This window comes from Paractinoplanes deccanensis, from assembly GCF_016862115.1.
GTDB classification, from domain to species: Bacteria; Actinomycetota; Actinomycetes; order Mycobacteriales; family Micromonosporaceae; genus Actinoplanes; species Actinoplanes deccanensis.
This window is the reverse complement of the sequence record NZ_BOMI01000191.1, coordinates 1-13,028: the sequence shown is the minus strand read 5'-3', so window position 1 is coordinate 13,028 and position 13,028 is coordinate 1. Positions and strand designations below refer to the sequence as shown.

Sequence of the window (13,028 nt, the reverse complement as noted above, 5' to 3'; positions counted from 1 at the left end):
CCGGGCCACGAGCGACCGCGGCAGCACACGGGGAAGCGGGAATGTCCATGGCGCTGACGGAGCGAACGAACGAACTGTTTGTCCTCGACGAAATGCTGTCGGCATGCAGAAGCGGAGTGGGTCAACTGGCTCTGATCAGCGGGCCGGTCGGCTGTGGAAAGACGGAAGTGCTGGACGCGTTCGCGGATCGGGCGGTGCGGGCCGGCGCGCTTCTTTTCAGCGCCACCGCGAAAAGATCCGGTGCCGAGGTGCCGTACGACGTTCTGGTGCAGCTGTTCGGCGCCGGCACGGCACCCGGGCGGCTCCGGGCGCAGATGGACAAGTTCGTGGACGCGGACCTGGCCGACCCCTCCGGTACGCAGGCGTTGCGCATCCTCTACGCCGAGTTGCTGGCCTGGACCGCTGACCGCCCCGTGGTGATCCTGGTCGACGACGTCCAGTGCGCCGATCACGAGTCCCTGCGGGAGCTGCTCGACCTGGTCTCGCGGTTGCGGCGGGCCTCGGCGCTGCTCGTCTTCACCCAGTCCGACGACGAGAACGCGGCGACCGCGCTGGTGCGGGCCGAGTTGCTGAGGCACCACCACTGGCGGCGCATCGACCTCACCCTGCTGTCGGTCGAGGGCGTCGCGGCGCTGGTGCGCGCACAGACGGACCCGGCCCGCCTGCCGCTGTCCGCCGCGGAGATCCATCGGCTCAGCGGAGGCAACCCGTTGCTGGTGCGTGCTCTGCTCGACGACGTGCGCACGGCGGATCCGCGCCGGCCCGACAGTGCGTTCGGGCAGGCTCTGCTTGCCTGTTTGCACCGAAGCTCGCCGGAGACGCTGGCAGTCGCGCGCGGTATCGCGGTCCTGGGCCGGCCCACCGGCGTCCCGCTCCTGGCCGATCTCGTCGAGCTCGGCCAGGAGCAGACCCGGACCGCGCTGCGCCGGCTTGAGTCGGCCGGTCTGGTGACCGGCGGAGACTTCCGCAACCCGGCGGGCGGGGCCGCCGTCCTGGCGGAGCTGCGCCCCGAGGAGCGGAGCCGGCTGCACCAGCGCGCCGCCGAGCTGCTGTACCTCCAGGGCGCCTCGGCCTCGACGGTGGCCCGGCACCTCCTCCAGACGGGGGAGACGCGGCAGCGGTGGACCCAGCGGCTGCTGCGCGAGGCCGCCGAGGTCGCCACCGCGTCCGACGACCTCGACTTCGCCAGCGACTGCCTCGGCCTGGCGCTCGAGAGCAGCCCGGACGATCACGAGCGCGCGACCGCGCTCGCCCGGTTGGCCGGGGTCGTGTGGCGGCGCAACCCGGTCGCCGCCGTACGCCACGTCTCCCTGCTGATCGAGCCGTCGCGCCGCGGGCTGCTCTCCGACCGGCAGGTCACCGCGGTGGCCAGGTCGCTGGTATGGCACGGCATGACCGGCGAGGCCAAGGAGGTCATCGAGGCGACGGGCCGCATCGGCGAGGCGGGCGGCGAGCGGCGCGACGCCGAGCTCGGCATGATCCGGCGGTGGCTGCGGTCGTGGCATCCGCCGCTGGCCAAGATGGTGACCGGGGCGCCGCGGCAGCCGGAGACGCTGGACGCTGCGGATCTCGCCGACGAGCGCCTCCTCGGTGCGGCGCTGCTGTCGGAGGTGCTGACGCGTGGCGCCGAGGACGTCGTGCGCCGCGCGGAGGACATCCTGCGCGGCTGTGGGACCGAGGTCGACGAGTCCACGCTGGAGCCCGCCGAGTCGGCGCTGCTGGCCCTGCTCTACTCCGATCACGCGGAACGGGCGCTCACCTGGTGCGATCCGCTGCTCGCGGCGGCGTCGGAACGATACGCGCCGACGTGGAACGCCCGGCTCGAGGCCGTACGCGGAGAGATCGCGCTGTACCAGGGCGACCTGCCCAACGCCGAGCGATACTCCCGCGCCGCCCTCGACCGGATCGCCCCGCGTGGCTGGGGCGTGGCCGTGGGGGCGCCGCTGGCCACGTACATCCAGGCGACCACGATGATGGGCGACCTGGACGCGGCGGGCGCCTACGCCAAGGCGCCGGTGCCGCAGGAGATGTTCAAGACTCGGTTCGGCCTGCGCTACCTCTACGCGCGGGGTCTCTACCTCTCCGCGTGCGACCGCTGGCATGCCGCCCTGAGCGACCTGCTCACCTGTGGCGAGCTGGCCTCGGAATGGGAGATGGACGTCCCCTCGTTCGTCCCGTGGCGCGGCGCCGCCGCACGGCTGTACCTGAAGCTCGGGGACCGGGACCGCGCCCAGAAGCTCGCCGGGGCGCAATTGATACGTGCCAAGCAAGGGCTGACCCGTACGGCCGGCATCTCGCTGCGTGCGGTGGCCGCCTGCGGTGGCACGCGCGGGCGCCTGCAACTGCTGCGCGAGGCCGTCGATGTGCTGCATGCCTCCGGCGACCGCTTCGAGCTGGCCTGCGCGCTGGCCGACCTGCACCGGGCGCATCAGGCGACGGGCGAGCGGCAGCGGGCGAACGCGGTGTTCCAGCAGGCTCTCCGCCTGGCCACCGAGTGCCGGGCCGAGCCGCTGCGCCGGGCCCTGTTGCACCAGTCCTCCGACGAGCACGCCGAATCGATCGTGACGAAACAGCCCAACGGCGGGCTGGTGAAGCTGAGCCGGGCCGAACGGCGGGTCACCGCCCTGGCGGCCACCGGGCACACCAACCGGGAGATCGCGCAGAAGCTCTACATCACCGTGAGCACGGTCGAGCAGCACCTCACGAAGGCCTACCGCAAACTCAATGTGACCAATCGGGCCGACCTGGCGGCGGCCTGCATGCCGACCATGGCGGATTCCGCCTGACCGCCGGCCGTCAATTTCCCGGGGTCTGGGGCGCTTAGGGGTTGGGGCATCGAATTGCGCCTTAATAGGGTCGAAGATGCCTGACCGGGATCGATGTCCCGGCAGCAGATCTCCGAGAGAATGGCGGACGCGATGCCGAAGGTAATTGTCATCGGTGGTGGGCCCGGCGGTTCGACCGCCGCCGGGCTTCTCGCAAAGGGCGGGGCTGAGGTCAAGCTGCTCGAGCGCGCCGAATTCCCGCGCTATCACATCGGCGAGTCCATCACGACCTCCTGCCGTGCGATCATCGATTACGTCGGCGCTCTCGACAAGGTGAACGCGTGCGGGTTCACCTCGAAGACCGGCGTGCTGATGCGGTGGGGCCAGGAGAGGGACTGGGTCATCGACTGGACGGCGCAGTTCGGGGCGGACACGCGCTCGTGGCAGGTCGACCGCGACGTCTTCGACAAGGTGCTGCTGGACAACGCGGCCGACAGCGGCGCCGAGGTCGTGCAGAAGGCCCACGTCAAGCGGGTTCTGTTCGACGGTGACCGGGCGGTCGGCGTCGAGTGGCAGCCGGCCGGCGGCGAGTCGCGGATCGAGACGGCCGACTACGTCGTCGACGCCTCCGGCCGCGCCGGCCTGATCTCGGCCCAGCACTACAACAACCGGCGACCGCACGAGATCTTCCGCAACGTCGCGATCTGGGGTTATTGGGAAAACGCCGAGCTGCTGCCCGAGAGTCCGGCCGGCGGCATCAACGTCATTTCCTCCCCGGACGGCTGGTACTGGCTCATCCCGCTGCGCGACAACCGTTTCAGCGTCGGTTTCGTGACGCACAAGACGAATTTCGTGGAAAAGCGCCGCGGGTTCGATTCGCAGGAGGCGATGCTCACGGCGATGATCGACCAGTCGGACACGATGAAGCAGGTTCTCGCCAATGCCACCCAGCTGCCCGACGTGCGGGTGGAGCAGGATTTCTCGTACGCCGCGGACAAGTTCTGCGGTGACGGCTATTTCCTGGTCGGCGACTCGGCGTGCTTCCTCGACCCGCTGCTGTCCACCGGGGTCCACCTCGCCATGTACAGCGGCATGCTCTCGGCGGCGTCCATCCTCTCGCTCACCCGGGGTGAGGTGAACGAGCCGGAGGCCCAGGCGTTCTTCGAGTCGCTCTACCGCAACGCCTACCACCGCCTCTTCACCCTCGTCATCAGCTTCTACCAGCAGCACGCCGGCAAGGACCGGTACTTCGCGCTGGCCGACACGCTGAGCCGGGCGGCGCAGGGCAACGGCGCCAAGAGCGCCGACCTGGCCTTCGGCGAGATCATCGCCGGCCTCACCGACCTGCGGGAAGCCGCCGACCAGACGGGCGCGGCGGCGGAGCCGATCACGGAGACCATCGACGCGGCGGCCACCGGCGGCGCCAAGCCCGTCCAGGAACTGCTCGGCGCCGCCGAACAGGCCCGGCTGCGGGCCGAGGAGGCCGCGCCGAACCAGCGCGTGACCATCGCGCCGATGTACATCGACGCCAACGACCTGTACGACGCGGCCAGCGGCCTCTATCTGGTGACCGAGCCGCGTCTGGGCATCAGCCGGGTGAGCTCGGAAGCGACCGTCGCGGCCGGCTGAGTCATCGGTGCTCCTCCCGGGTGTGCCCGCTCGCCACGGCGGGTGGGCCACCCGGTCATGGCCGTCGGCCGTCACGCCCCCACATCCGAGGAGTAACTCATGACCCCACCCGTCCGGCTCCCCGACCGGCTGCCCTCGCTGACCGGGCTCCGCTTCTTCGGAGCCGTAGCCGTCATCGTCTTTCACGCGATCGTCCTGCCGCCGATCACGGTCTTCCAGGACGAGAAGGTCAACGGCATCCTGGCGTTCCTGGTCGGCAAGATCGGCTTCGTCTCGGTCACGTTCTTCTTCATCCTCAGCGGCTTCGTGCTCACCTGGTCGGCCCGCGCCGACGACACGCCGCGCATGTTCTACCGCCGCCGCTTCTTCCGGATCTTCCCCAATCACGTCGTCACCTGGGCGGCGTGCCTCATCCTCCTCGGCGGGGCGCCGGTCTGGATCGCGCTGCTCAACCTGCTGCTCGTGCAGTCGTGGGTGCCCCGGCTGGAGGTGGCCTCCAGCGTCAACATCGTCACGTGGTCGCTGTCCTGCGAGGTCTTCTTCTACGCCCTCTTCCCGTTCCTGCTGCGTGGTGTGCAGCGCATCACGCGGGGGAGACTGTGGTACTGGGCGGTGGGCGCTCTGCTGACGACGATCGCGGTGCCGTTCATCGCGGTCCTCGTGATGCCCGACCAGCCGGTCATCCCGGTGATCAACGTGCCGACGTACGAGTACTGGTTCTCCTACAACTTCCCGGTCGCCCGCCTGGGCGAGTTCGTCCTGGGCATGGTGCTGGCCCGGATCGTGCGGGAGCGGTTGTGGTTCGGGCTGCCGCTGTGGGCGGCGCTGGCGATCCTGGGCGTGACCTACCTCGCCATGCTGCCCGTGCCGATCCCGTACGGCATCGTCGCCGTCGAGGTCGCCCCGTCCGCCCTGCTGGTGCTCGCGGCGGCGACCACCGAGATCCGTGGCACGAACAGGTTCTTCGGCAGCCGGCTCTCGCTCTGGCTCGGCAACATCTCGTACGCCCTGTTCATGTCGCACGCCATCGTCCTCTACTGGGGACGGCCGTTCTTCCTCGGCGACCAGAAGTTCAGCACGCCGGTCGCGCTCGGGCTCGTGGCGCTGGCCGTCGCGCTGAGCATCCTGCTCGCCTGGCTGCTCTACATCACCGTCGAGCGGCCGATCGCCCGGCGCTGGAGCCACCCCGCCCCGGCCCGCACGCGCAGCGTGCCGGCGGTCACCTCGTCGGGCGCCTGACCGGACCGCTCCGCCGATCTGACGCGTATCCCGGCGACGGGATACGCGTCAGCGTGTGCGGGTCAGTCCCAGCGCACCGGCAGCCGGTGCACGCCGTAGATGGTCATGTCCGCGGCGACCTCGACCTCGTCGGCCGGCACCGCCAGGCGCAGGTTCGGAAAGCGCTGGAAAAGGCGCGTGTAGGCGATCCGCATCTCCATTCTCGCCAGCTGCGCGCCCAGGCACTGATGCGCGCCGTGCCCAAATGCGAGATGGCCCGAGGCGCTGCGCTTGATGTCGAACCGGTCGGGTTCTTCGAATTTCGCCGGATCACGATTCGCCGCGCTCAGCGAAAGGGTGACGCTCTCGCCCTTGTGGATCGTGACCCCGTCGATCTCCACGTCCTCGAGAGCGGTGCGGACCGGCCCGATATGGATGATGGTGAGATAGCGCAGCAGTTCTTCGACGGCGCCGTCGACAAGTGCCGGGTCGGCCTTGAGGGCGGCCAATTGGTCCTGCTCGGTAAGCAGCGCGTAAGTGCCCAGGGCGAGCATGTTGGCGGTGGTCTCGTAGCCCGCCGAGAACAGCAGGAATGCCATGCTCTTGAGCTCTTGCACCGTCAGCTCCGGCAGCGCCGCCAGGCTGCTGAGCAGATCGCCGGCCGGTTGCGCGCGCTTGTCGAGCACCAGCTCCTCGACGAAGCGGTCGGCGCTGCGGTGCGCCGCGACGATCGCCTCCACCGTCGAGGTCATGTTGAGCAGCGTGGCCACGTCGCGCTGGAACTGCTCCCGGTCGGCGTACGGCACACCGAGCAGCTCGCAGATGACCTGGGACGGGATGGGCAGCGCGAACACCTGAAGCAGGTCGGCACGCGTGCCGGAGCCGGCCATGGCGTCCAGCCGGCCATCGACGATCTCGGCGATCCGGGGCTCCAGCTGCTTGAGCCGGCGGGCGGTGAACTGGCTCATCAGCAGCCGGCGGTAGCGGGTCTGCTCGGGTGGGTCCATCCGGATGAAGTTGCCCGGGTCGGCCGGCACGCGCGGCTCCGGCACCGGCAGCGAAATGGGTGAGCGCAGCAATTCTTGACGAGAGCTGAACCGGGAGTCGGCGAGGACCGCCCGCGCCGCCGCGTGATTGGTGATCAGCCGGCCGACGTGACCGTCGGGAAATGTCATGTGCGAGATCGGGCACTGCTGCCGCAGTTCCTTCAACGGTTCCGGCGGATCGAATGGCGACGTGCGCGCGGTCGGCAGCGGGGGAGCGTTCGATACTACCTCGGTCATTTCTTCTCCCAACTCGAGGTGACCGGACCATGACGACCCGAGCCTAGAGCCGAAAGGCATTCACGAGTACTCCGGAAAACGGTTTGCCAGGGCCGTAGGGGTTTCTTAGGGGTGTCCGGCCGCTAGGTGCCGTGTGAGGCTCGATCTGCGTTGCGGTGTCATTCGAGAAGGAGCCGTGGTAGCGGATGAGCGCCAGCCCTGCAGAACAATTCCTGCCGTGGGTCCTGCCCGGAACCGGATCACCCGCCCGGCGCGCGCGCATCCTCCGGGACCATCTGACGGCCCTGGGCGACGCGCATCCGCGAGAGGTGGCGCACGCCCTGGCGCTCCTCGCCGCCGGGCACGAGTCCCGGGCGCCACGGGCGGCCGTCGTCGCCGGCGGCCTGGACGAACTGGCCGCGGCGCTGGACGCGCTCGCGGCCGGCGACGACACCCCCGCGCTGGTACGCGGCGAGCCGGTGGACGACGACCGTGTGGCGTTCGTCTTCCCCGGCCAGGGCGCCCAATGGGACGGCATGGCCGCGCGGCTTCTGGACACGTCACCGGTCTTCGCCCGCCGCGTCGACGAGTGCGCCCAGGCGCTCGAGCCCTTCGTCGACTGGCCGGTCCTCGACGTGCTGCGCGGCCACGCGCCGGCCGAGACGTTCCAGCGGACCGACGTCATCCAGCCTTCGCTGTACGCCGTCACCCTCGGCCTCGTCGAGGTCTGGCGCGCCGCCGGGGTCGAGCCGTCCGCGGTCATCGGGCACAGCATCGGCGAGGTGCCCGCCGCCGTCGTCGCCGGCGTGCTCGGCCTCGACGACGGCGCCCGCATCATGGCCCTCTGGAGCCGGGCTCAGCAGACCCTGGCCGGAGCGGGCACCATGGTCTCCGTCCTGGCGCCGCTCGACGACGTCCGCCGCATGCTCGACCGCTGGGCGGGCCGGCTGGTCGTCGGCGTCGTCAACGGGCCCACCTCGGTCGTCGTCACGGGCGACGCCGACGCGGCCGCCGAGTTCCGGCGGGTCTGCGAGGAGCGCGGCATCCACGCCCGCAACGCCGCGGTCGCCCACGCCGCCCACTCGGCGCACATCGAGCGCATCGTCCCCCGCATGGCTGCCGACCTGGCCGGCATCCGACCGGGCCCGGCCGCGCTGCCCCTGTTCACCGCGTCGCGCGGCGGGCCGCTGGGCGACACGCTCGCCGACGCCGGCTACTGGTGCCGTTGCCTGCGGGGCCTCGCCCGCTTCGATCTGGCGACCGAGGCGGCCCTGAACGCCGGCTACCAGCTCGCCCTGGAGATCAGCCCGCATCCCGTGCTCACCGCCGCGATGCTGCAGACCGCGGAGCGCGTGAACCGCCCGCTGGCCGCCGTCGGCTCGCTGCGCCGCGGCCAGGGCGGGCCCGGCCGTCTGGCGACGTCCCTGGCCGAGCTCTACGTGGCGGGGGCGACGCTGGACCCGGCGACCGTCTACGGCGACACGGCCGCCGCCCTGCCCGGCGACCTCGGCCGCCGCCTCTACGAGCGGGAGGCCGGCGACAGCGTGCCGGGGCCCTCGGCGCTGGCCGCCGAACTGATCCCGCTGACCCCCGACGAGCAGCGCGGACGCCTGATCGACCTGATCCGCCACGAGTGCGCCGCCCTCGGCGTGGAGACCTTCGCCGAGGACCGGACGTTCGGTGAGCTCGGCTTCGACTCCGTCACCGGCATGGCCGTGCGCAACCGGGTCGCGGCGGCGACCGGACTGCGGATCCCGGCCACCGCGATCTTCGACTACCCCAGCCCCCGCCGTCTCGCCGAACACCTGCACGCCGAGCTCGTGCCCGGGTGGGAGAGCACCGCGGCCGGCGAGGCGCCCGCGGAGCCGGCCGACGACGACCCCGTCGTCATCGTCGGCTGGGGCTGCCGCCTGCCCGGCGGAGTGACCGGGCCCGAGGAGCTCTGGCCGCTGCTCGTCGACGGCGCCGACCTGGTGTCCGAGTTCCCCACCGACCGCGGCTGGGACAACGAGGGCGCCTACGCCGAGCCGCCCACCGGGCCGGGCCGCTACTACCAGCGGGAAGCCGGCTTCCTGTACGACGCGGACCTGTTCGACGCGGACTTCTTCGGCATCTCCCCGCGCGAGGCGCTGGCGATGGACCCGCAGCAGCGGTTGTTGCTGGAGACCACCTGGGAGATGTTCGAGCGGGCGGGCATCGACCCCACCACGCTGCGCGGCGGCCGGACCGGGGTGTTCGTCGGCGCCATGGGCATGGAGTACGGCCCGCGTCTCGACGAGGGCTCCGGGCACGAGGGGTTCGCCTTCACCGGCAACACGATCAGCGTCATCGCCGGCCGGGTCTCCTACACGTTCGGGTTCGAAGGCCCGGCGGTGACCGTGGACACGGCATGCTCCTCGTCGCTGGTCGCGCTCCACCTCGCGGTGCAGGCCGTACGACGGGGCGAGTGCTCCCTGGCGGTGGCCGGCGGCGTGACCGTCATGCCCAGCCTCGGCATGTTCATCGAGTTCAGCACGCACGGCAACCTCGCGCCGGACGGGCGGTGCAAGTCGTTCGCCGCGGCCGCGGACGGGTTCGGGCTGTCCGAGGGCGCCGGCGTGCTGCTGGTGGAGCGGCTGTCGGACGCCCAGCGCCACGGTCATCAGGTGCTGGCGGTGGTGCGTGGCTCGGCGGTCAACCAGGACGGTGCGTCGAACGGGTTGACCGCGCCGAACGGTCCGTCGCAGCAGCGGGTGATCCGTCAGGCGCTGGCCTCGGCGGGCCTGGCGGCCGCCGATGTGGATGTGGTGGAGGCGCACGGCACGGGCACGCGGCTGGGCGACCCGATCGAGGCGCAGGCCGTCCTGGCCACCTATGGGCAGGACCGGGAGCGGCCGCTGCTGCTGGGCTCGATCAAGTCGAACGTCGGTCACACGCAGGCGGCGGCCGGGGTCGCCGGTGTGATCAAGATGGTGCTGGCCATGCGGCACGGAGTCGTGCCGCGGTCGTTGCACGTCGACGAGCCGACGCCGCAGGTGGACTGGTCGGCCGGCGCCGTGAAGCTGGCGGCGCGGACCAGCGAGTGGCCGCGGGTGGACCGTCCGCGGCGGGCGGGTGTCTCGTCGTTCGGGGTGAGCGGCACCAACGCGCACGTCGTCCTGGAGCAGGCCCCGGAACCCCTGGAGACGCCGGTCGCCGAGGCCGAGCCGGTGCCGACGGTGTGGACCGTGTCGGCGCGTTCGGCGGACGCGCTGCGGGCGCAGGTCGGCCGGCTGGCCGCCTACACCGAGCAGCGGCCGGACGTGCCGGCGCAGGCGGTGGCGGCCGGGCTCGCCGCGCGGGCGCTGCTGCCCTACCGGGCGGTCGGGGTCGGCGTCTCGGCGCCGGAGTTGCTGGCGAGCCTGCGGCAGGCACCGGACCCGGTGGCCGCGGGTTCGGGTGTGGGCGTGGCGTGGGTGTTTTCGGGTCAGGGTTCCCAGCGGCAGGGCATGGGTTTCGGGCTGGCGCACCGATTCCCCGTGTTTGCTGAGGAGTTCGCGCGGGTGTGCGAACTGTTGGATGAGTTGTTGCCGCGGCCGTTGCGTGAGGTGATCGCCGAAGGCGGTCCGTTGTTGGACCGAACCTTGTATGCGCAGACCGGGCTGTTCGCGGTGCAAGTCGCGCAGGCGGCGTTGCTGCGCTCGTTCGGGCTGCGCCCGCAGACAGTGATCGGGCATTCCGTTGGTGAATACGCGGCCGCCGTGGTTGCCGGAGTGTTGGACCTGTCGGATGCGTGTCGGTTGGTGGCGGCGCGGGCGCGGTTGATGGATGCGTTGCCGGCTGGTGGGGCGATGCTGGCGGTGCAGGCGGACGAGTCGGTCGCTTCGGGTTTGGATGTGGCGGCGGTCAACGGCCCCGATCAGGTCGTGTTGTCCGGCTTGGAATCTGCGGTGGATGCGGTCGCGCAGGAGTTGACGGGCCGGGGTGTGCGGGTGCGCCGGTTGCGGGTGTCGCACGCCTTCCATTCGGTGTTGATGGAGCCGATGCTTGCCGAGTTCGCTGAGGTGGCGGGGTCGGTGGAGTTTCGGCCGGCGAGGGTGCCGTTGGTGTCGAGCGTCGAGGTCGGCGCCGATGTGACCGTGACCGACTATTGGGTGCGGCAGGTTCGGCAGACGGTGCGGTTTGCCGAGGCGATGGGTGTGGTGGATGCCGGGTTGTGTGTGGAGGTGGGTCCGGATGCGACGTTGACGGCGATGTTGGCGGATCGTCGGGTGGTGCCGGTGTCGCGCCGTGACGGCGATGAGGCGGTCACGTGTCTGAGCGCGTTGGGTGCTCTGCACACCGCCGGGGTGCCGGTGGACTGGACGCCCGCGCTGCCGGCTATTGCCGGGCCGCTGGACCTGCCGACGTACGCCTTCCAGCGGCAACGCTTCTGGCTGCCGCCGCGTCCCGCCACGACGGACGACGACAGCGGGTTCTGGAACGCCGTGGAAAGCGGCGACATCCCCCTCGACGAGAACCTCGCCGCCCTGCTGCCCGCCTTCACCGCCTGGCGGCACCGGCAGCGGGACGAGGCCGAGTTGCGCGGCTGGTGCTACCGCGAGACATGGACCAGCGTGCCGCGGCTCGACCGCACCCGGCGCCCCGGCCGATGGCTCGTGGTCACCGGCAACCGTGACTCCGGCGGGTGGGGCGATCTCGCCGCCACCGCGCTCGCGGCCGCCGGCGCCGACGTCACCAGGCTCGTCGTCGACCCCTCGGCGCCGCTCGACCCGATCGGGGACGACTACGACGGGGTCCTCTCCCTGCTCGGCGCCGACGGCCCGGACGATCCGGCCGCCGCCGTGCCCCCGAGCCTCGCCGGGGTGCTGAGCCTGCTTCACGCCATCCCGGACACGGCACATCACTGCCGCCTGTGGGCGGCCACCACCGGCGCCGGGGAGGACCCCGCCGCCGCGGCCGTCTGGGGCCTCGGGCGGGTGGCAGCCCTCGAACACCCCACGCGGTGGGGTGGCCTCGTCGACCTTCCCGCCGCCGGACGGGCCGCCGCCGAGCGCCTCGCCGACGTCCTGCTCTCCGGCGGCGACGAGGACCAGATCGCCATCCGGACGGCCGGAGTGCTCGCCCGCCGGCTCGAGCGGCTGCCGCTGAGCGGGCGCTCCACGGGAGACGCTCCGTGGGCACCGCACGGCACGGTGCTGATCACCGGGGGAACGGGTGCGCTCGGCGCCGCGGTCGCCCGATGGGTGGCGCGCGGCGGCGCGGACCACGTCGTCCTGCTCAGCCGGCGCGGCCCGGACGCGCCCGGCGCCGCCGATCTCGTGCGGGAGTTGCGGGAGCACGGGCCGCAAGTCACCGTCCTGGCGTGCGACGTCGCCGACCGCGAGCAGGTCGCGGGCGCGCTCCAGGCTGTCGGCGCGGTCACGGCCGTCTTCCACGCCGCCGGCGTCCTCGACGACGGCGTGATCGAGTCGTTGTCGCCCGCCCGGTTCGAGACCGTCCTGGCGGCCAAGGCGCACTCGGCGCGCCTGCTCGACGAGCTGACCCTCGACCACCCGCTGACGGCGTTCGTGCTGTTCTCCTCGGTCGCCGGAGCCATCGGAACGCCCGGGCAGGCCAACTACGCCGCCGCGAACGCCTACCTCGACGCCCTCGGCCGCCGGATGCGCAAGGCCGGACGGCCCGCCGTCGTGATCTCGTGGGGCCCCTGGGCGGGCGGAGGCATGGCCGACGGCGTCCGCGAGCTCCGCCGCACCGGCTACACGCCGCTGCCACCACATCGGGCCCTGGACGCCCTCCGCTACGTCCTCGAGCGCGGCGACACCGCGGTGGTGGTCGCCGACATCGACTGGGAGAGGTTCCCGGCCGCCTTCACCGCCACCCGGCCCAGCCCGCTGCTGAGCAACCTCGCCGCCGCCGCGCCGCCGGCACCGGACCGCCGCCCGGCCGCCGAGCTCGGCAAGCTCACCCCCGACGCGCGCCGGGCACGCCTCACCGAACTCGTCCGCGAGCACACCGCGCTCGTGCTGGGCCAGACCGACCCGAGCCGGATCGACCTGGAGCGGCCTTTCAAGGATCTCGGCTTCACCTCGCTGAGCGCCGTCGAGCTCCGCAATCAGCTGTCGACGGCCGTCGGCGAACCGCTACCGGCGACGCTGGCGTTCGACTATCCGTCGCCTGCCGTGCTGGCGGGTCA

Annotated in this window: 5 protein-coding genes; 4 read left to right on the top strand and 1 reads right to left on the bottom strand. The window is 71.8% G+C overall.

Features of this window, described 5'->3' with window-relative positions; genetic code table 11:
* Positions 1 to 41: 41 nt before the first annotated feature.
* The 3 genes from Ade02nite_RS45325 to Ade02nite_RS45315 all read left to right on the top strand — a co-directional run bounded on the left by Ade02nite_RS45325 (position 42) and on the right by Ade02nite_RS45315 (position 5,633).
* Positions 42 to 2,786: a helix-turn-helix transcriptional regulator gene (locus Ade02nite_RS45325; RefSeq protein ID WP_307871258.1), complete on the top strand. Its 2,745-nt coding sequence runs from the start codon at positions 42 to 44 to the stop codon at positions 2,784 to 2,786.
* A gap of 132 nt (positions 2,787 to 2,918) precedes the next feature.
* Positions 2,919 to 4,394: an NAD(P)/FAD-dependent oxidoreductase gene (locus tag Ade02nite_RS45320; protein WP_203777631.1), complete on the top strand. Its 1,476-nt coding sequence runs from the start codon at positions 2,919 to 2,921 to the stop codon at positions 4,392 to 4,394.
* A gap of 99 nt (positions 4,395 to 4,493) precedes the next feature.
* Positions 4,494 to 5,633, top strand: coding sequence for an acyltransferase family protein (locus Ade02nite_RS45315; protein ID WP_203777630.1), 1,140 nt, complete (start codon positions 4,494 to 4,496; stop codon positions 5,631 to 5,633).
* A gap of 62 nt (positions 5,634 to 5,695) precedes the next feature.
* Here Ade02nite_RS45315 and Ade02nite_RS45310 read toward each other — a convergent pair whose 3' ends face one another.
* A complete protein-coding gene (locus tag Ade02nite_RS45310) occupies positions 5,696 to 6,895 on the bottom strand; it encodes a cytochrome P450 (RefSeq protein WP_203777629.1) in 1,200 nt (399 codons plus the stop codon).
* Positions 6,896 to 7,080: 185 nt separating this feature from the next.
* Here Ade02nite_RS45310 and Ade02nite_RS45305 point away from each other — a divergent pair.
* The coding region (locus Ade02nite_RS45305) for a type I polyketide synthase (protein WP_203777628.1) at positions 7,081 to 13,028 on the top strand (5,948 nt) is incomplete at its 3' end.

Bases quoted from the DNA above. Each gene is read 5' to 3' on its own strand.
- Ade02nite_RS45325 (WP_307871258.1), top strand. From the start codon at position 42: ATGTCCATGGCGCTGACGGAGCGAACGAACGAACTGTTTGTCCTCGAC.
- Ade02nite_RS45315 (WP_203777630.1), top strand. From the start codon at position 4,494: ATGACCCCACCCGTCCGGCTCCCCGACCGGCTGCCCTCGCTGACCGGG.
- Ade02nite_RS45310 (WP_203777629.1), bottom strand. From the start codon at position 6,895: ATGACCGAGGTAGTATCGAACGCTCCCCCGCTGCCGACCGCGCGCACG.
- Ade02nite_RS45320 (WP_203777631.1), top strand. From the start codon at position 2,919: ATGCCGAAGGTAATTGTCATCGGTGGTGGGCCCGGCGGTTCGACCGCC.